The organism is Salinisphaera sp. RV14, assembly GCF_052044135.1.
In the GTDB taxonomy this organism is placed as follows: Bacteria; Pseudomonadota; Gammaproteobacteria; order Nevskiales; family Salinisphaeraceae; genus Salinisphaera.
The window spans coordinates 78,935-97,986 of sequence record NZ_JBQDYF010000010.1 but is presented as its reverse complement, the minus strand read 5'-3'; the positions used below and the strand labels follow the sequence as shown (position 1 = coordinate 97,986).

The 19,052-nt window shown below is 65.7% G+C and carries 19 protein-coding genes; 11 read left to right on the top strand and 8 right to left on the bottom strand.

All coding sequences use genetic code 11. The features are described from left to right. Positions 1-287 precede the first annotated feature (287 nt). Positions 288-905 (bottom strand): ribosome biogenesis GTP-binding protein YihA/YsxC, encoded by a 618-nt coding sequence (gene yihA / locus ACS8Y6_RS11675; RefSeq protein ID WP_440848857.1) that lies wholly within the window; start codon positions 903-905, stop codon positions 288-290. A gap of 118 nt (positions 906-1,023) precedes the next feature. Between yihA and ACS8Y6_RS11670 the strand changes: the two genes are divergently transcribed. The 4 genes from ACS8Y6_RS11670 (at position 1,024) to mtnA (ending at position 5,715) form a co-directional block, all read left to right on the top strand. Further along, entirely contained in the window at positions 1,024-1,677 is a 654-nt protein-coding gene (locus ACS8Y6_RS11670; protein ID WP_440848858.1) for a thiol:disulfide interchange protein DsbA/DsbL, read from the top strand. Positions 1,678-1,804: 127 nt separating this feature from the next. Continuing rightward, entirely contained in the window at positions 1,805-3,262 is a 1,458-nt protein-coding gene (locus ACS8Y6_RS11665) for a mannose-1-phosphate guanylyltransferase/mannose-6-phosphate isomerase (RefSeq protein ID WP_440855619.1), read from the top strand. 29 nt (positions 3,263-3,291) lie between these two features. Continuing rightward, on the top strand, positions 3,292-4,650 hold the full coding sequence (locus tag ACS8Y6_RS11660; RefSeq protein WP_440855618.1) for a phosphomannomutase: 1,359 nt from the start codon (positions 3,292-3,294) through the stop codon (positions 4,648-4,650). A gap of 12 nt (positions 4,651-4,662) precedes the next feature. Then, positions 4,663-5,715 (top strand): S-methyl-5-thioribose-1-phosphate isomerase, encoded by a 1,053-nt coding sequence (gene mtnA / locus ACS8Y6_RS11655; protein WP_440848861.1) that lies wholly within the window; start codon positions 4,663-4,665, stop codon positions 5,713-5,715. 322 nt (positions 5,716-6,037) lie between these two features. Here mtnA and mtnC read toward each other — a convergent pair whose 3' ends face one another. Both mtnC and ACS8Y6_RS11645 read right to left on the bottom strand, forming a co-directional pair. After that, entirely contained in the window at positions 6,038-6,751 is a 714-nt protein-coding gene (gene mtnC, locus ACS8Y6_RS11650; RefSeq protein ID WP_440855617.1) for an acireductone synthase, read from the bottom strand. 78 nt (positions 6,752-6,829) lie between these two features. Beyond that, the gene (locus ACS8Y6_RS11645; RefSeq protein ID WP_440848863.1) at positions 6,830-7,444 is read right to left on the bottom strand and encodes a glutathione S-transferase family protein; all 615 of its coding nucleotides are present in this window, start codon (positions 7,442-7,444) and stop codon (positions 6,830-6,832) included. A 112-nt stretch (positions 7,445-7,556) separates the two neighbouring features. Here ACS8Y6_RS11645 and ACS8Y6_RS11640 point away from each other — a divergent pair, with 112 nt between their 5' ends. Further along, on the top strand, positions 7,557-8,390 hold the full coding sequence (locus ACS8Y6_RS11640; protein ID WP_440855616.1) for an SDR family oxidoreductase: 834 nt from the start codon (positions 7,557-7,559) through the stop codon (positions 8,388-8,390). After that, the gene (locus ACS8Y6_RS11635; protein ID WP_440855615.1) at positions 8,387-9,445 is read left to right on the top strand and encodes a saccharopine dehydrogenase family protein; all 1,059 of its coding nucleotides are present in this window, start codon (positions 8,387-8,389) and stop codon (positions 9,443-9,445) included. Before ACS8Y6_RS11640 ends, ACS8Y6_RS11635 begins: the two co-directional genes overlap by 4 nt. Here the strand turns inward: ACS8Y6_RS11635 and ACS8Y6_RS11630 are convergent. The 3 genes from ACS8Y6_RS11630 to ACS8Y6_RS11620 all read right to left on the bottom strand — a co-directional run bounded on the left by ACS8Y6_RS11630 (position 9,432) and on the right by ACS8Y6_RS11620 (position 11,844). After that, on the bottom strand, positions 9,432-10,235 hold the full coding sequence (locus ACS8Y6_RS11630; RefSeq protein WP_440848866.1) for a zinc-dependent peptidase: 804 nt from the start codon (positions 10,233-10,235) through the stop codon (positions 9,432-9,434). The genes ACS8Y6_RS11635 and ACS8Y6_RS11630 overlap by 14 nt on opposite strands. Before the next feature lie 208 nt (positions 10,236-10,443). Continuing rightward, the gene (locus ACS8Y6_RS11625) at positions 10,444-11,349 is read right to left on the bottom strand and encodes a 5'-nucleotidase (protein ID WP_109993174.1); all 906 of its coding nucleotides are present in this window, start codon (positions 11,347-11,349) and stop codon (positions 10,444-10,446) included. A gap of 210 nt (positions 11,350-11,559) precedes the next feature. Then, complete coding sequence (locus ACS8Y6_RS11620) at positions 11,560-11,844, bottom strand: ComEA family DNA-binding protein (protein ID WP_440848867.1); 285 nt, start codon at positions 11,842-11,844, stop codon at positions 11,560-11,562. Between the two features lie 296 nt (positions 11,845-12,140). Between ACS8Y6_RS11620 and ACS8Y6_RS11615 the strand changes: the two genes are divergently transcribed. The 4 genes from ACS8Y6_RS11615 (at position 12,141) to ACS8Y6_RS11600 (ending at position 16,971) form a co-directional block, all read left to right on the top strand. Next, a complete protein-coding gene (locus ACS8Y6_RS11615; RefSeq protein WP_440848951.1) occupies positions 12,141-12,929 on the top strand; it encodes an HAD-IIA family hydrolase in 789 nt (262 codons plus the stop codon). A 138-nt stretch (positions 12,930-13,067) separates the two neighbouring features. Further along, positions 13,068-15,155, top strand: a complete 2,088-nt coding sequence (locus tag ACS8Y6_RS11610) for a M13 family metallopeptidase (RefSeq protein ID WP_440855614.1) — start codon at positions 13,068-13,070, stop codon at positions 15,153-15,155. 286 nt (positions 15,156-15,441) lie between these two features. After that, positions 15,442-16,056, top strand: a complete 615-nt coding sequence (locus ACS8Y6_RS11605) for a DedA family protein (protein ID WP_440848869.1) — start codon at positions 15,442-15,444, stop codon at positions 16,054-16,056. A 144-nt stretch (positions 16,057-16,200) separates the two neighbouring features. Continuing rightward, positions 16,201-16,971 carry an SDR family oxidoreductase gene (locus ACS8Y6_RS11600; protein WP_440855613.1) on the top strand — a complete coding sequence of 257 codons (771 nt, stop codon included), beginning with the start codon at positions 16,201-16,203 and terminating at the stop codon, positions 16,969-16,971. 124 nt (positions 16,972-17,095) lie between these two features. Here the strand turns inward: ACS8Y6_RS11600 and ACS8Y6_RS11595 are convergent, their stop codons facing one another. After that, positions 17,096-17,263, bottom strand: a complete 168-nt coding sequence (locus ACS8Y6_RS11595; RefSeq protein ID WP_440848871.1) for a hypothetical protein — start codon at positions 17,261-17,263, stop codon at positions 17,096-17,098. A 620-nt stretch (positions 17,264-17,883) separates the two neighbouring features. Here ACS8Y6_RS11595 and ACS8Y6_RS11590 point away from each other — a divergent pair. Further along, positions 17,884-18,396, top strand: a complete 513-nt coding sequence (locus tag ACS8Y6_RS11590; protein ID WP_440848872.1) for an N-acetyltransferase family protein — start codon at positions 17,884-17,886, stop codon at positions 18,394-18,396. On the opposite strand, the gene ACS8Y6_RS11585 is transcribed toward ACS8Y6_RS11590, so the two are convergent. Continuing rightward, on the bottom strand, positions 18,380-18,985 hold the full coding sequence (locus ACS8Y6_RS11585) for a LysE family translocator (RefSeq protein WP_440848873.1): 606 nt from the start codon (positions 18,983-18,985) through the stop codon (positions 18,380-18,382). The genes ACS8Y6_RS11590 and ACS8Y6_RS11585 overlap by 17 nt on opposite strands. Positions 18,986-19,052: the final 67 nt, after the last annotated feature.

Here is a 19,052-nt window from a genome sequence, read left to right as displayed (position 1 = left end):
GTGCGGCCCCGGCGTCTACAGTGCGGTAGGCCAAGCATAGGCTAGACCTGCCCCGCTTTTCTCCCTGAGCGGTAACATCCGTTCCCTTCCCCGGAGGCCGGATTGATCGCCCTGGCGACGCTCCCCGCGTCGCCAGGGTTTTTTTTTATACCCTGGGCGTAACCCGTACTGCTTTTATCGCACAAGATGATCGTCGAGGTCGACGCCTGACGCGGTTTAGCCGACAAGTGGTCGTTATGGCTCGATGAACGTACTGATCGACAACGGATTTCGGTCTGCGTGGCGGCTCAGTCGGCATGCTCGCCGGGCACGTCATCGGGCACGAGCAGGGCAATCGCCTTGCGGGCTTCGTCGATGCCGATGCGTTTGCTCGAGGAGAACAACTGGGCGGTGGCACCATCGACCGCCGCACGGGTCCGACGGAGGATGTTGTGTTGATCGTTGCGTGAGAGCTTGTCGGCCTTGGTCAGCACCAGGTGGAACGCCAGACCGTAGGCCGCGCCCCATTCGATGAGTTGGCGATCGAAGTCCAGCAGCGGACGGCGCGCGTCCATGATCAGCACCACGCCGCTCAAGGTTTCGCGTTCGGCCAGATAGCCCTCGATCAGAGCCCCCCATTCAGCCTTGATCGCCGGCGGCACCCGAGCGAAGCCGTAGCCCGGCAGATCGGCGAAGCGCAGGCGCTCGTTCTCGAAGAAATTGATCGCCTGGGTCCGTCCCGGCGTCTTGCTGGTTCGCGCCAGATTGCCCTGTTCGCAGAGCGCGTTGAGCGCACTGGACTTGCCGGCGTTGGAGCGCCCGGCGAAAGCGATTTCGCAGCGATCCGCCGGTGGCAACGCCGACAATTTGGGCGCCGACAGCAAAAAACGCATGGTTCGAAAGTCGCGGGCGGTGAGTTCGGGCATCGATTCAATCAGGCTGGTAGTGTGACGGCGCACGGCCATTGTAAGTGCTGGCGTACACCGGCGTCGGCCACGCCGCGAATTCGGCCCATTGTTGGCCGTTCATCACGGGAAAAGAACCATGTTGAATCGATCGATCGCCCTGTGGGTCCTTGTCGGCCTCACCATCTGCGTGCCGGCGTCGGCACAAAGCCTGATTTCGCGCTATGTGGCCGGCGAAGATTACAAGGTCGCACATTCCGCCGGCCCGGCGAACGGTCACGGCCCGGTCCGGGTGACCGAGTTCTTTCTCTACAGTTGCCCGCACTGTTTTCACTTCGAGCCCGAGCTCAACGCCTGGCGCAAGCAGCATCCGACGATCGATTTCAGCCGCGTGCCGGTATTGTTCGGCCCCGGATCGCAGCCGTATGCGCGGCTTTACTACACCGAGGTGAAGCTCGGCGTGGTCGGTCGGTTGCACGACCCGATCTTTAACGCGATTCACGAAGACGGCGAGCCGCTGTCGAGCGAGGGCCAGATGCGCCGGTTCATGGTGGCGCATGGTGTCGACGGGCAACGCTTCGACAAGATCTACCACAGCGCGGCGGTCGACCGGAAGGTGCAGGCCATTACGGCCCGCATGCAGCGTTATCCGGTGATGGCGGTGCCGAGCATCAGCGTCGCCGGGCGCTACTGGACGAGCGGGCGCCTGGCCGGGAGCAATCAGCGCATGCTCAAGGTGGTGGATTATCTGATCGCCCGCTCGCGCCATGCGGGTGCCAACGCCAGCGGTTGACTCGTTTGCCGCGCCTCGCATGGCGCATTGCCCGGCCGCGTTTGTATCATAGCGGCGCATCGCCGGACGGTCGCGCCCGCGACTGCTCGACTCGTTCAGACGCTCGAACCGTATCCAAGGGGGCCTCATGCTCATTCCCGTACTACTGGCCGGCGGCACCGGCACGCGATTGTGGCCGGCTTCGCGCCAGAGCCGGCCCAAGCAGTTCCTGCCGCTGGCCGGCGGCGAGACCAGTCTTCTGTCGGCCACGATCGAGCGCCTGCGCACGCTGGACGATCTCGGCGATGCCCTGGCCATCGGCAGCGAAGCGCATCGTTTCGTGATCGCCGAACAGATGCACGCCGCCGGACATCACGGCCGCATCATCCTGGAGCCGGCACCGCGCAACACCGCGGCGGCGGTGGCGGCCGCCGCCTTCGAAGCCCGCGCACGGCATGGCGAGGATGTCGAACTGCTGGTGCTGCCCACCGATCATGCGGTAGCCGATCAGGCCGCGTTTGTCGCCACCATCGAGCGCGCCCGCGCGGCCACCGGGGCCGGGCGTCTGGCGTTGTTCGGGGTCGCGCCGGATCGCCCGGAAACCGGCTATGGCTATATTCGCGCGGGGGCACGGGTTTCCGATGGCGTGCGCGTGGTCGATGCGTTTGTGGAAAAGCCGGATGTGGCAACCGCCGGGCGGTTTCTCGCCGCGGGCGATCATTACTGGAACAGCGGCATGTTCATGTTCCGGGCGAGCGATTATCTGGAACTGCTCGCCGAACATGCGCGCGATATTTTCGACGGGGTCGCGGCGGCCTATGAGAAGGCGACCACGGATATCGATTTCCTGCGCCTGGACAAGGCCAGCTTCGAAGCCGTGCGCGCCGATTCGATCGACTACGCGGTGATGGAAAAGACCGATCGCGCGGTGATGGCCGAACTGGATGCCGCCTGGTCGGATCTGGGCAGCTGGACCGCGGTCGCCCGCGCCGTCGGGCTGGATGCGCGTGGCAACAGCGCGACCGGCGACGTCTGGCTCGAGGACAGCGACGACTGCGTGGTGCGCAGCGAAGGCCGGCTGGTAGCCGCGCTCGGCACGCGCGACCAGATCATCATCGAAACCGCCGACGCTGTACTGGTGGCCGATCGCTCACGCGAGCAGGACATCAAGGCCCTGGTGGCCAAGCTGGCTGCCGCCGGCCGCAGCGAGGCCACCGCGCATCGCAAGTCATATCGGCCGTGGGGGTCCTACCAGCAGATCGCGGCCGGGCCCCGTTTCCAGGTCAAGCATATCCGCGTGACGCCGGGCGGACGCCTGTCGCTGCAGTCGCATCATCACCGCGCCGAGCACTGGATCGTGGTGCGTGGCACCGCCAGGGTCACCTGCGACGAGCGCGAGATGCTGCTCACGGAAAACCAGTCGACCTATATCCCGCTGGGCGCCGTTCATCGACTGGAAAACCCGGGCAAGGTAGAACTGGACCTGATCGAAGTACAATCGGGGAGCTATCTGGGCGAGGACGACATCGTGCGTTACGACGATGTGTACGGGCGGCCCGAGCTGGAAGAACACGATACCGGCGCGGCTCCGGGCACAGGGGCCTGAACCGTCCCGACACTGAAGGAGCATCACCGATGGGCCAGTATTATCCGTTTTTCAAGGCGTACGACGTCCGGGCGCGGGTGCCCGATGAACTCGACGCTGCCATGGCGCGCCGCATCGGCCTGGCGTTCGTCGCCGAACTGGGCGCGAAGACGGTGGTGGTGGGCCGCGACATGCGTCTGTCCAGCCCCGAACTGGCCGATGCCCTGATCGACGGCCTGACCGCGGCCGGCGCCAATGTGCTCGATATCGGGCTGTGCGGCACCGAGGAAGTCTATTACGGCGTGTTCTCGCAGGGCGCGGACGGCGGTGTCATGGTCACTGCCAGCCACAACCCGAAGGATTACAACGGCCTGAAGTTCGTGCGCGAACAGGCCAAGCCGATCTCGGCGGACACGGGCCTGGCCGACATCGAGCGCCGCGTGCACGACGACGATGTCACGCCGGCCGCCACACCCGGCGAGCGGCGCACGCTGGATCAGCGCGACGATTATGTTGCCTTCCTGCTGGCCCAGATCAAGCCCGAGAATTTCAAGCCGCTCAAGATCGTGGTCAACCCGGGCAACGGCTGTGCCGGTCTCGTGGTGGAAAAACTTGCCGACAAACTACCGTTCGAGTTCGTGCGCATGCAGTTCGAGCCCGACGGCGAACTGCCCAACGGCGTGCCCAACCCGCTGTTGGTCGAAAACCGCGAGGCGACCTCCCGGGTGGTCCGCGAAGCGGGTGCGGATTTCGGCGTGGCCTGGGACGGCGACTTCGATCGCTGTTTTTTCTTCGATGAGAACGGCGAGTTCATCGAGGGCTACTACGTGGTGGGCCTGATCGCCAAGATGCTGCTCAAGATGAATCCGGGCGAGGCCATTGTTCACGACCCGCGCCTGATCTGGAACACGCTCGCCCAGGTCGAGGAAGCGGGCGGACGCGCGGTCGAATCCAAATCCGGGCATTCGTTCATGAAGCAGGTCATGCGCGAGAACGATGCGCTGTACGGCGGTGAGATGAGCGCGCACCATTATTTCCGCGAGTTCTCCTATGCCGACAACGGTCACCTGCCGTGGCTGGTGATCGCGCAACTGGTCTCGGAGACCGGCAAGGGCCTATCGACCCTGGTCGAAGAACGCATTGCCGCGTTCCCGGCCTCCGGCGAGATCAATCGCAAGGTCGAGGACGCCGACGCGGTGATGGCCGCGATGGAAGCCCATTACGCCGATTCGGCCCAGAGCGTGGAACACGTCGACGGCCTGTCGATGGATTTCGGCGACTGGCGCTTCAACCTGCGCAAGTCGAACACCGAGCCGGTGATCCGGCTCAATGTCGAAACCCGCGGCGACAAGCCGCTGTTGCGGGACAAGACCGACGAACTGCTCGCGCGCGTCGGCGGCACGGCGTGACCGGGGTCGACCATGCGTAATCGACGCGGACTGGGGCTGGCCGTTACTGGCGGGCAGCTGGCATTGCTGGATCAATCGCAACTGCCGCACGAAGAGCGTTGGCTCGCCATCGACACGGTCGCGGCCATGGTCGAGGCGATCCAGGCGTTACGGGTGCGCGGCGCGCCGCTGATCGCGATCGCCGCGGCCCTGATGGTGGCGGTACGCGCCGAGGCCGGCGATGATCGCGACACGTTGCTCGAAGCGATCGAAATCCTGGGCTCGGCCCGGCCCACCGCGGTCAATCTGTCCAATGCCATGACCGAGCTGCGCCGGGCCATGACCGGCTCGGACTGGCGCGCGGCGCTGGTGGCGACCGCCGACGATCTGGCCGACGGCGATGTGGCCTTGTGCAACGCCATGGGCGAAAACGGCGCGGCGTTGATCGCGCCCGGCGAACGCATTCTGACCCACTGCAATACCGGGGGGCTGGCCACCATCGGCATCGGCACGGCGCTGGGTGTGCTCCGCCGTGCCCACGAACAGGGCAAGGCGATCGCGGTATGGGTGGATGAGACGCGCCCCCTGCTCCAGGGCGGCCGCCTGACGGCGTGGGAGCTGGGCGCGCTGGGCGTGCCCTATACGTTGATCACCGACAACATGGCCGCGGCCCTCATGGCGCGCGGCCAGGTCGATCGCGTCATCGTCGGCGCCGATCGCATCGCGGCCAATGGCGATGTCGCCAACAAGATCGGTACCTATGGCCTGGCCGTGGCCGCGCACCATCATGGCATTCCGTTTGCCGTGGCCGCGCCCTACACCACCCTCGATCCGGCCTGCGCCTCGGGCGGGGATATCGAGATCGAGCAGCGGGCGGCCGCCGAGGTGCGCGGCGTGGCCGGGCCAGCCGGCGATCTGTGCTGGGCGCCGGTCGAGGCGCCCGTGGCCAATCCGGCCTTCGACGTTACCCCGGCGGCGCTGATCACACACTGGATTCTGGATGCGGGTGTGTTCGCTCGCGAGCAGGTCTCAGACGGCGCGCTGGCGGCTGGCGGGGCGGCTTTCGGCGGATCGCGGGCTTATTAACCCGGCACAAAAATAGATGATTCTTCGGCTTACTAGCGCGCGTATGCGACCGCATGCTCGCCGCGGCCATTGGCCGCGAAGCCTTTGAAAATAAAAGACGGACAGGCGCCGGCTTTTATTTTTGAAGGCGTTGAAAACAGCTGATGAAGTCGGCTGTTTTGATGCCGGATTAATAGCCGGCTGCATCTGTGCCCATCGCCGGCGATGTGGCCGATCCCGCGGCCATCCAACGGCAGGCACAGGCAGTGCGAATATCGGCGCCCGCGCCCGTGTATCGCAGGATGAAGCGCCGCCCATTCACGTGCCGATGGGTCGCAACGCCCTACAACAGTTCGATCTCCGAGAACGAGGCCACGCTCGGGTGCGCCTGGCTGGCCTCGGCCTTCTCGCGGGTGTCGTCGTCGCGGGCGATCCAGCAGGTCTGCAGGCCGGCCTGTTTGGCGGCATCGAGTTCGCTGCCGGTATCCGAGATGAACAACAGCGCCGCTGGGTTTTCGCCGAGCGCCTGCGCGATCGCGGTGTAGCTGTCGGCATTCTTCTTGGCGCCCACGCGCCGGTCGAAGAAGCCGGAAAACAGCCCGGAGATATCGCCGGCGTCGCTATAGGCGAATAGCAGGCGCTGCGCCTCGGCGGGGGCGGCCGAGTAGGTGAGCAGGGTGCGATGGTCGTCGGCCCAGGATTGCAACGTGGCCACGGCATCGTCGTAGACGTGGCCGGTCAGTTCGAAGGTCTGGTAGGCATCCCGCCAGAGCAGATGACAGAGTGCCGCTACCGGGCCGGAATCGCGTTCGACCAGGCCGAATTCGGCCAGTTCGATCAGCCGCGGGACATCCACCTCGGGTTCGCCGGCCGCCTGGGCCAGCGCTTCGAGCGTTTCGGCCACGTCCGGGCGCTCGGCATGGCGCTCGATCCAGGGCCCGAGATGCGCCTCGGCGTAGGGAATGAGCACGTCGCGGGTGAACGCCGCATCGCTGACGGTGCCTTCGATATCCACGATGATGGCGACGACTTCCGGGCTGAGTTCTTCCAGGCGCACGACCGGTTCCGGCGAAGGGGCGAGGCCGGCATGCTATCCCGCGTGGCCGGCCCCGCCAAGCGATCGCCTGGCGCGGCGTTATGCTTTCGCGCTGGGACGGGCCGAAACACGGTCGTGCCAGGCCGCCAGATGCGGCCGATCGCCCACGCGCACGTCGATGACACGGGCGAAATCGATCGCCGCCAGCGCGGTGATATCGGCCACTGTGTAGTCGTCGCCGGCAACATGTGGCTGCGTAGCCAGGTGCTGGTCGAGAAAATCGAACATCCGCAGCGCGGCCTGGGCGCGATCGGCGCCGTAATCGGGAAAAACCGCCTCGCGATCGGAGAAATGGCCGGTCGTATGCCGGAAAGCCATCGCCACCGGCAACAGCAGATGCAATTCCATGCGCCGGTTCCACATCTCGATCATGGCCTGCGATTCGGCCGAGTCGCCCATCAACGGCGGCTCCGGATGGGTGATCTCGAAGTAACGACAGATCGCCATCGATTCCGACAGGCACTGGCCATCGTCGAATTCGAGCACCGGCACGCCGCCCATCGGATTCTTGGCCTTGAAATGCGCCGACAGGTTGTCGCCGGCCGCCAGGTCGAGTTGCTCGATCTCGAATTCCGCCAGGTCGATGTTCTTCTCCGCCAGAAAGATACGCAGCCGGCGCGGATTGGGGGCCTGACGTGTTTCATAGAGCTTCATGGGCTTGTCCTCGTATGTTGCGAATGCGCTGTCCGCCGACCATGCCCCGCCGACAAGACATTGGCAATACGTTGGCGTATGCTCGCAATTGTGACAATAACGCGTGTCAGATATGAGTGACGATCCGATCCAGCACAAGCGCATGGCGATAACGGGGGCGGGCAGCGGCCTCGGTCGTGCGCTGGCACTGCGTTATGCGCGGGCCGGCTGGCGCGTGGCGGTGACCGACATCCAGACCGGGCGTGCGCGCCGTGTCGCCGGCGAGGTCAACGATGCCGGCGGCCAGGCCATGGCCCAGACCCTGGATACACGGCGCGACGCCGATTTCGCGCAACTCATGGCACGGCTCGACACCGAATGGGGCGGGGTGGATGTGTTCGTCAACAACGCGGGCGTGGCCGCGTCCGGCACGGTCGCCGATACGCCGCAGGCGGACTGGGACTGGATCGTCGATATCAACCTGATGGGGGTGGTGCGCGGCTGTCGGGCGGCGCTCCCGGCGCTTCGCGCCTCACGTGGGCATATCGTGAATACGGCGTCGTTTGCCGCCATCGCCAACGCACCGGGCATGGCATCCTACAATGTGACCAAGGCGGGCGTGTTGTCGTTGTCGGAAACCCTGCGTGCCGAGGAACGCGGTCACGGCGTGGGCGTGACCGTGGCCTGTCCGGCGTTCTTTGCCACCAACCTGATGGAGTCGTTTCGCAGCACCGCGCCCGGGCGCGACGCGCTGGTGGCGAAACTCATGGCCCGCTCCGGCGTGACCGCCGACGACGTGGCCGATCAGATCTTCGACGCTGTGGCCAGGCGGCGTTTCCTGGTGCTGACGCATCGCGACACGCGATGGCAATATCGATTGAAGCGGCTGCAGCCGGAATGGTTCTTCCGCGCTGTGGAGAAAATGGCGCGCTCGATGCTGAAACCACATAGCGGAGAAGCAACATGAGTCACGATCGTATCCTCATCTACGGTGCCTATGGCTACACCGGCGAATTGATCGCCCGGCAGGCTGTATCCGAAGGGCTGTCGCCGGTACTGTCGGGCCGCAATGCGGCCGGGGTCGCGGCGCTGGCGCAATCGCTCGGGCTCGACGCCCGCCCGTTCGATCTCGAGGGCGATACCGTGGCCGGTCAGCTCGCCGACATCGATGTCGTGCTGCATTGCGCCGGGCCGTTCGTCGATACGGCGCCGGCGATGGTCGCGGCCTGTATCGCGACCGGCACCCACTACCTCGACATCACCGGCGAGATCGAGGTGTTCGAGCATGTCTTCGGCCGCGATGCCGATGCGCGCGAAACCGGCGCGGTATTGTGTCCGGGCGCCGGCTTCGATGTGGTGCCGACCGATTGTCTCGCCGCCGCCCTGGCCGAGTCGTTGCCCGACGCCACCGAACTCGCGCTCGGTTTCGAGTCACGCTCGGGCCTGTCGCCGGGCACTGCGAAGACAAGCGTCGAAGGGTTGGCCGGCGGTGGCCGCGTGCGTCGCAACGGCCGGATCGTGAAGGTGGCGCTCGCGGCCGATGTACGCGAGATCGACTTCGGGGACGGGCCCAAGCACGCCATGACCATCCCCTGGGGCGATGTATCCACCGCTTATTATTCGACGCGTATCCCGAGCATCGCGGTGTATATGCCGATGTCGCCCGGCCGTATTCGGCAGGTCAGGTGGCTGAACTGGGCGCGCCCGTTACTCGGGCTGTCGCCGGTGAAGAATTTTCTCAAGGCGCGGGCCGGCCGCGTGCGCGGTCCGGATGCCGCGACCCGGGCGCGGCATGGCACCCGGGTCTGGGGCGAAGTGCGTAATGCAAGCGGCGAGGTTCGCGTGGGCCGGCTACAGGTGGCCAATGGTTACGATGTCACCGTCCACGCGAGTCTGGCGCTGGCGCGCCGATTGCTGACCGACGCGCCGGAGGGCGGTGCCTATACGCCTTCCAAGCTCGCGGGCTCGGCTTTCGTGGAAACCCTGCCGGGCAGCGGGCGGATCGCCATCACGAACGAATAACCGGCGTGCGGTGCCCCGCCGGACGGCGGGGCGCTGTCTCGATATCGAAATAGGCCGCCAGTACGGCATACAGATCGGGATGGGCGCCGGCCAGGGCCTCGCCGCGCTGGAAGAAGGCCTCCACGGCCTGGGCGAAGAACGCATCCAGCGCGATGTCCTCGTCCAGCGGCAGCAGATTGGAGCCGGTCTCGCGCAGGCGCCGCCATTGCTGTGCCAGTGCATCGCCCCAGGTCAGTCCGCCGGCGACCACGGTGGTGGGGACGGCGAAATCATGCAGCCGTGCGATTTGACGCACGATGGGATTTTGCGGCCCGCCATTCAGGGCAGCGACCACCGCCGGCCACGACACATGCAGCCTCAGCGTTCGCCAGCTGTCGCCCGTCGCCATTTCGCCGAGATCTTCCAGCAGGCCGTTTGTCGGTGGCCCCGACCATTCGCTGTCGATATCGTCATGCACGACGATCTCGGTGGGCAAACGCGTCTGGCTGGGCTGGGCGCCGAGACAGAGCATGCCCACCTGGCCGGCCAGCGCCAGCCGCTGGTCGGCGCTCAGTGTGCGCCCCGAGTCGGCGATCAGGTCGATATCGCGCAGCACACGCGCGGTGCGACGCTGCAGGCGGACCAGGCGCCGGGCGTCGAGGCGGCGGGTCCAGGGCATCAATCGGCCCAGGCGGCGCCGCTCGGCCGCCGATAGCGCCGGATGCCGGCGCGCCCAGCCCGGGCCGAGAATCAACAGCGCCGCGCCGGCCAGTGCGCCGGCCGCCACCAGCAGGCTCGTGAACAGGTTCATGCCATCGCCCCGGCCACAGCGGCGATCATCACGTCTGTACGAAGAGGCTGTGGCCGATACACGAGCGAGAAATACGGGGCTTGCGAGATGATTCTACAAAACATCTTGGCCACCGTGATATGCAAGGGTTGTCTCGTCCATCGATGCATGGGCGTGACCGGACAACGGCGCCTGTTGCCGTTCCACGCGCCGGCGCGTGGACGGGTGTCTAACCCGTGGCCGACGGCTCGTTGGCCACGCCGTGCGGTACGTGGCCGGCTGCCATCAGGCCGGAGGCCGGGCCGATGTGGGTGGCCTGATCGTCGAAGAAGATGTCGGCGCCGAAGGCCTGCAGGAACTGGGCCTTGGCCATCCCGCCCAGAAACAGCGCCTCATCGATGCGGATATGCCACGCGCGCAGGGTGCGAATCACGCGCTCGTGCGCCGGGGCGCTGCGCGAAGTCACCAGGGCGGTGCGGATCGGGCAATCATCGGGATCGAATTCGCTCTGAATATGCGTCAGCGCTTCGAGAAAAGCCTTGAACGGCCCGCCCGGCAGCGGGCGGGCGGCGGCCGCGGATTCGGCCTCGGTGAAGGCGGCCAGTCCGTGTTGCTTGAAGATGCGCTCGGCTTCGTCGGAGAACAGCACGGCATCGCCGTCGAAGGCGATCTTGAGCACGCCTTCGCCAGCGGCACGGGAATGGCCCGGCACGATCGTGGCCGCCGCGCACCCGGCCGCCAGGGCAGCCCGTACGTCGTCCGGGTCGGCGGATAGAAAAAGATCGGCACCGAAGGCCGAGACGTAACGCCAGGGCGAGTCGCCGCTGGTAAAGGCCGCCCGGCTGATCGGCAGATCGTGATGGGCGATGGAATTGAACACCCGCAGGCCGGTATCCGCACTGTTGCGCGACAGCAGGATCACCTCCACGCGCTCACGGTCGGCATCGTTGAGCGCCAACAGCTTGCGCACCAGCCCGAAGGCGACGCCGGGCTCGAGCACATCTTCCTCGTGCTCGATCTGGTAGCTGCAATACGCCTCTCGGCCCTCGGTCTCGAAGACGGCATGGCTGGCTTCCAGGTCGAACAGGGCCCGCGAGGAAATGCCGATGACGAGTTTGCCGGATCGGGTAGGCATGTCGTCCAGTCTAGTGCCTGTGGCCGTTTTGCACGAGACCGCGCCGAACGGCGCCTCAGAGCTCAGTCGCCGGCCGAGGCGCGGCCGCCCCCGGGGCGCTTGCCTGCCGCGATCTGTCGGGTGGCAACAAACTTGCGCTGGCGACCTTGGAGCCCAAGTTCGCGGCCGAAGAGGATCGGCGCGGCCTGGCCGGCCGATCCTCTTGCCGGCTCAGCTGCCGGTATCGGCGCTGGCCGATTCATCGTTGACGGTTGCCTCCGAGCGCAGGCTTTCGATGGTTTTGGCGCCGATGCCATTGACACGACTCAGCTGGCCGAGGCTGTCGTAATCGCCATTGGCCTGGCGATCCTTGACAATGGCCTGGGCCTTGACGCTGCCGATGCCGTCGAGTGTCTGCAGTTGATCGACCGTGGCGGTATTGACGTTGACCACCGCCAGCGCCGTGGTGGCGTAGAGCAGCGAACCGGCGATCGCGGCAAAAATGAATTTCCTCATCATTCCTCCTGAACGGTGTTGGTTACGCGGGATACTGGAAACTAGGCGCATTGGCACGAGGCGCGCAAGCCCATGCCACCCAATGGCTGTGGCATCGTGAGAATAAATGTTTGATTCGCCGTATAATTCGATTTTTGGTAAAACTTTTTACCGCCTGCTGTTGCGTGGACTTGAGCGCAGCTGGCCAGGAGCGACAGGTTGCGGCACCGAGTCGGTATGATCAGATCGGCATGATTGAACCAATGACGAGGACGGGCTTCGTGACAAAGCGCAAGATCGATTGCTGGCTGACCGATATGGACGGCGTGCTCGTGCACGAGAACAAGGCGCTGCCGGGCGCCGCCGACCTGATCAACCAGTGGCGGGCCAGTGACATCCGGTTTCTGGTGTTGACCAACAACTCCATCTATACCCCGCGCGACCTGGCGGCTCGATTGGCGCGCAACGGCATCGAGGTGCCGGAGGACCAGATCTGGACCTCGGCAATGGCCACGGCCGCGTTTCTGGCCGGGCAGGCGCCCCAGGGCTCGGCCTTCATCATCGGTGAGGCCGGTTTGACCACCGCGATGCACGAAGCCGGTTTCGTCATGACGGATACCAGCCCGGATTTCGTGGTCCTCGGTGAAACCCGCACCTATTCATTCGAGGCGATTACGAAAGCGATCCGCTTGATCAACAACGGCGCGCGCTTCATCGCCACCAATCCGGACGTGACCGGGCCGAGCGCGGAGGGTGTGCTGCCCGCGACCGGCGCGGTCGCGGCGTTGATCACCGCTGCCACCACGCGCGAGCCCTACTACGTCGGCAAGCCCAATCCGATGATGTTCCGTTCGGCAATGAACAAGCTCGGCGCGCATTCCGAGCGCACCGGCATGATCGGCGATCGCATGGATACCGATGTCGTCGCCGGCATCGAGGCCGGGCTGCATACGATCCTGGTGCTGTCGGGCATTGCCAGCCGCGACGATGTCGATCGCTATCCGTTCCGGCCCGCGGCCATTCTCGACTCCGTTCAGGATCTGCTCGAGGAGCACAGCGCCCGCCACGACGACAGCGCCGAAACGGGCGGCAGGAACGCACCGTGACGGCCGCGATCGTGTCAATATGAGACCGGTCGAACCCGGTTCTCTGGCGGCACCCCGAAACCGCAACGGGCCGTGGACCGGCGCGTGCCGATGGCGTTTGCGGTTCGCGGTGGCCCGCAGCCAACGACAAGGATGATCATGATCCGACGACTGGCTTTCACGCCCGCGGCGATCACGCTCGGGCTGATGATGACCCAGGCCAGCACGGCCGAGGCTTCCGATCCCGACGCCGCGGGTATGCGGCTGTCCGCCGCTCAGCGAATCTTCGATACCGGCAATCTCGACACCCGCGTGAGCGCTTGTCAGGACCTCGACACGTTCGTGAACGCGACGTGGGTAGCCGCGAATCCGATCCCGGACGATCACACCCGCTGGGGGTCGTTCAACATGCTGGCCGAGAAGAGCCTCGACGATCAGCACCGCATCGTCGAACAGGCCGCGGCCCGGGCCGACAAGGCCCCGCCCGGCTCGATCGAGGCCAGGATCGGACATCTCTATCAGTCCGGCATGAATACCCGCGCCATCGACAACGCCGGCTACCAGCCGATCGAGGCGCGCCTGAAGCGGATCGCGGCCATCGACAGTCGCCCGGCGCTCAGCCGCTATCTCAGCCGGGCGTTCGCCGCGGGCCAGGGCCAGGTGTTCGAACTCGGTGCCAGCCCCGATTACCGGAACGCGACCCGGATCATCGCCTATGTCTATCAGGCGGGGCTCGGTCTGCCGACGCCGAGGTACTACACCGACAAGGCCTACGCCGATCAGCGCGCCGCCTATGTCGATTACATGACCACGCTGTTCAGGCGGGTCGGGGAATCCGACGATCGCGCCGCCGCAGATGCCCGCGAGGCCATGGCCCTGGAAACCGATCTGGCCCGGCACTCGTTGTCGCGCGTGGCGATGCGCGATCCGCAGAACCAGTATCATTTCGTAACGCTGGCCGAGGCCAACCGGACCACGCCGAATTTCGACTGGAAGGCCTTCTTCGCCGCGCAGGGGGCTGACATCAAGCGGGGCTTTTCCCTGTCGCAGCCCCGCTTCTTCAAGCAATTCGACAAGCTGCTCGGCAATGCGTCGCTCGATCGATGGCGCGCCTATCTGCGCTTCCATGTGATCGACGATGCCGCGCCCCTGCTGTCGCGGCCCTTCAACGACGCCCACTTCGCGTTCTACGGCAGCACGCTCAATGGCCAGCCCGAGCAGCAGGCGCGCTGGAAGCAGACGCTGGCCGCGGTCAATCAGGCCATGGGCCCGGCGCTGGGTCAGCTGTATGTCGCCCGATACTTCCCGCCGCAAGCCAAGGCGCGCGCCCGGCAGATGGTGCACAACATCCGCGCGGCGCTGAAAACACGCATCCGGAACAACGACTGGATGAGCGACGCAACCCGGCAGAAAGCCCTCGACAAGTGGTCGAAATTCCTGCCCAAGATCGGCTATCCCGAGCACTGGCGTTCCTGGCAGGGGCTGTCGATCTCGGCCGACGATTTTTACGGCAACATGGCACGCGCGGCCAAGTTCAACCACGACTACGAAATGGCCTATGTCGGCGGCCCGCGGGATCGCCAGCGCTGGGGCATGACGCCGCAGACGGTCAATGCCTACTACAACCCCACCGACAACACCATCAACTTCCCGGCCGCCATTCTGCAGCCGCCGTTCTTCTATGCCCACGGCGACGACGCGGTCAACTATGGCGGCATCGGTGCCGTGATCGGACACGAGTCGAGCCACGGCTATGACGATCAGGGCCGTCAGTTCGACGGCGACGGCAACCAGGTCAACTGGTGGACCGAGGCCGATCGCAAGGCCTTCGAAGCCCGCGCGCAAAAGCTGGTGGATCAATTCAACCAGTACACGCCCATTCCGGACAAGCCTGAACTGCACGTCAACGGCCAGCTCACCCTGGGCGAGAACATCGCCGACCTGGTTGGGCTGACGCTGGCCTACGATGCCCTGCAGAGCGCGCTGGCCCATCACCCGAACCAGGCGCGCATGAAGATCCACGGGTATACCCAGGCACAACGCTTTTTCATGTCCTGGGCCCGGGTCTGGCGCGGTCACAGCCGGCCGAAGGCGCTTGAGGTGCAGCTCAACTCGGACCCGCATTCGCCGATGCGCTATCGTGCGATCGGGGCGCCGTCGAACATGCCGGCCTTCGCCCGCGCCTTCGATTGCAAGCCGGGCGACCGCATGGTCCGGCCGAAGGATCAACGCGTCGAGATCTGGTAAACGGCGCTGGGCGCGGAGCCGGGCCGGGGGCGTCGATCGTGGCGTTGATTCGAAGGCGCTCGCCGCCAGCGCGTTCAGCGGGTGGCACGCAGGACAGCATGGCGGGATAATCGGTGCGTGACGCCGTCCGGCGGCACGGGCGGCGACCCGATGCAACCGTGGTCGGCCCGTATCACGGCACGAACCCGCGGCGGGATACACTCGGCGCCCGTTCACGACGGACATCCTGGCGGGTGCCCGGCATTGATCGCGATGGCCGCGCCCGCCGCTTACGTTAGTCTCAGGCATGCTCGATATTACTCAGATCATCTCGGACTACGGCCCGTGGGCCATTTTCCTGCTCGTGCTGATCGAGGACTTCGGCATTCCCGTGCCCGGCGAAACCGCGCTCATCTCCGCCGCCCTGCTGGCGTCCCAGGGCAAGTTGCCGATCGAGCTGCTGCTGCCCGCCGCCTGGCTGGGCGCGGTGATCGGCGATAACATCGGCTATGCGATCGGTCGCTTCGGCGGGCGGCGGGTCGTGTTGCGCCATGGCGCCCGCGTCGGCATCACGGAGGCCAGGCTGGCCCGCATCGAGCGGTTCTTCCAGCGCCGGGGCGGCGCCATCGTGATCGTGGCCCGTTTCTTTGTCGGCCTGCGCCAGCTCAACGGCATCGTGGCCGGCATCGGCTGCATGGCCGCGCCGCGTTTCGCCCTCTACAACGCCATCGGGGCCGCGCTTTGGGTCGGCGCCTGGGGCTTCGGCACCTACTGGTTCGGCAAGCATTTCGAGCAGGCACTGGCGCATTTCGGGCCGATCGGCCTGTATTCCGCGGCCGGTGTCACCACCGTCGTCGTGTTGATCTACCTGTTCTGGCGGTTCGTCTATCGCAGCCGTCCCCAGGGCTCGAACAATTCATGAGGCGGGCGCGATGCCGCCCGCCCGCGCTGTCTACGACCAAAAATCAACAGGCATGGGACCGGTTCCGGGATAGGATGCGGCGCGTTGCACCGCCGTCGCGCGCCGGCTCGATGGCCCGCTTTTCTTCATCTTCGAGGGGCTTCAATGCGCGATACATTGTTCGATGTGGTCGGCAAGCTGGCGTTGATCACCGGCTCCTCACGCGGACTCGGCGCCGAACTGGCACGCGGCCTGGCCGACCGCGGCGCGCGCGTGATCCTGCACGGGCGCGATCCACACAAGCTGGCCGCCGCCGCCGAGCGGCTCGCCGGTGAGACCGGTGCGGACGTGGCCCACGTGGCCTTCGATGTCACCGATGCGAGCGCCGTGAAACAGGCGATCGTCGAGGTGATCACCGCCCATGGCCTGCCCGATATTCTGGTCAACAACGCCGGCCTGCAGAAACGCGCGCCCTTCGCCGAGTTCGAGCCGGCCGACTGGGATGCAGTCGTGGCGACCAATCTGTCGAGCGCGTTCTATGTGGCCCACGCCCTGGCCGGGCCGATGAGCGAACGCGGCTCGGGCAAGATCGTGAATCTCGGGTCGGTGCAATCGAAGCTGGCGCGCGAGACGATCGCGCCCTATTCGGCCTCAAAGGGTGGCGTGGCCATGCTCACCCAGGGCATGGCGGCGGATCTGGCCCGCTACAACATCCAGGTCAACTGCATCTCGCCGGGCTACTTCCAGACCGACATGAACACCGCGCTCTGGCAGGACGCCGACTTCGATGCCTGGATCAGGAAACGCACCCCGGCCGCGCGCTGGGGTCGGCTCGACGAACTGATTGGCACGCTGGTCTATTTGTGTTCAAACGCCTCGGACTTCGTATCCGGGCAGAACATCTTCGTCGACGGCGGCATGACCTCGGTGGTTTGATGCCGTGCGGCGGCGCCCGGGCCCGGGGATCCCGCCGCGACGACACGCGCTTACCGCCCGCAGACAAAAAAATACCCGGCGCCGGGGCCGGGTATCTTCACACGCCTTCGGCCGATGCAGCCGCTTAGCGGATGGTATGCGTGCCTGCCGCCGTCTGCGCCGCGACCGGCGTCTGATGGGGGGTGCTCGGCATCTGGGCCAGTTCGGCGGCCAGGATCGGCATCATCATGGAGGCGGCAACCAGGCCGGTGACCACAAGGCTGTTCACGATGTTCACCTTGAAGTTGTTCATCATCAATGCTCCTCAATAACCAGAAGAATGTTCGGTGAGCCAGCGGTTGAGCGGGCCCACGGCGATCTTCGGCATCCGCATTGACGTGAACCGCTTCCCTCGGTGTCACGTTGCCGATGCCGATCAACGAATAGGAATAAGCAAGTATTGCCTCTTTGGGACAAGCCCGATGCGACGGTAACGATGGGGTTTGCCCTGTGGCCGGCGAAAAACGCCTTGAACCATCGATATTTTCCGTCGACGCGGGCGATTCTACGCCTAAAGTCGAATTTGACAACCCTTGTTTGAAAAAAATTTCCTGTGTCATTTTAGCGTGATACGTCGATCGTAAAATCAATGAGTTGCGATATTCTGCGGTCGCGCCCGAAATGCCTTGCGTGCCGGGACGGCGGGCTGTGGCGCCTTCGGGGCGCCGTTGGCGATCATTGACGTGATTCAGGCCGATCGTAGCCTGCGATGACCAGGATTGCTTTAATGAAAGGGTCGTTAATCTCCGGGGCGGCCCCTGGGCCCCGGCTATCGACAGCAACCCGGGTTCAGAGCCTGCCTGCCCGCCGATTGATTCGAATCTTCGCTATGCTGGCGCGACTCGCTCCCGTTTCTTCACGAGTGGATTCGTCATGTCGTCGATACGCCTTGCCAGGACGGCCGACTGGCCGGCGCTCTGGCGCCTCCTGTCGCCGGTCTTCGCGGCCGGCCGAACCTATGCTTATCCGCGGGATATCGCCGAGGCCGACGCCCGGGCGGCGTGGATGGACAAACCCGCGGCGACATTCGCCGGCGAGGCGGACGACGGCACGATTGTGGCCACTTACTATCTGGTGGCGAATCAGCCCGGCCAGGGCGCCCACGTGGCCAATTGTGGCTATGTCGTGGCCGAAGCCGCGCGCGGGGCCGGATGGGCGAGTGCGATGTGCGAGCACTCGCAACGCGAGGCGGTCGCGCGCGGCTTTCGGGCCATGCAGTACAACTTCGTCGCCGAGACCAACGCCGGCGCTGTGCGGCTGTGGCAAAAGCACGGCTTCGAGGTCGTCGGCCGCCTGCCGGGCGCCTTCTGTCATCCCGAGGCCGGCGATGTCGATGCGCTGGTCATGTACAAGCAGCTCGCGCCGCCGCTCAATCGACGACGATGAACCCGACACAGGCGGCGGTCAGCATGCCCATCACGATGTTGAAGGCCCGCCAGGCGCGGGCTGTCCTGAGTGTGCGGCCGATCACGCTGCCGAACGCCGCCCAGAACGACAGGCAGGGCAGGCCCACGACGAGCATGATCGCGGTCAGCACGAGGGCGTTGAGGAATAGCGGCCCCTGCCCCGGCAGAAACGAGGCGGTCAGCGTCAACCCCATCACCCAGACCTTGGGGTTGGCGAACTGGAAGGCCGCGGCCTCGAGGAACGACAGGGGCCGGGCATCACCGGCCACATCCAGATTCGGCGGCGGTGCGCTGGCAATACGCCAGGCGAGGTACAGCAGATAAGCCGCACCCAATGCACGCAGGGCGTACTGCAGCAGATCATGGCGCTGGAACAATGCGCCGAGCCCGAACGCCACCCCCATGTAGAGCACAGCGCTGCCGCCGAGGATGCCGGCGATATGCGTCAGCGTGCGGCGATAGCCATAGCGGGCGCCCGAAGCCGTCAACATGACGTTGTTCGGCCCGGGTGTGCCCACCGTGGCCAGTGCGAACAGGGCCACCGGAATCATGGCCGTGGGCGTGATCATGACCCGCTCCGGTGGGCGACCGAGGGCGGCGCGACGCCAACGCGGTGGCGCCGCGCCGACGCCCGAT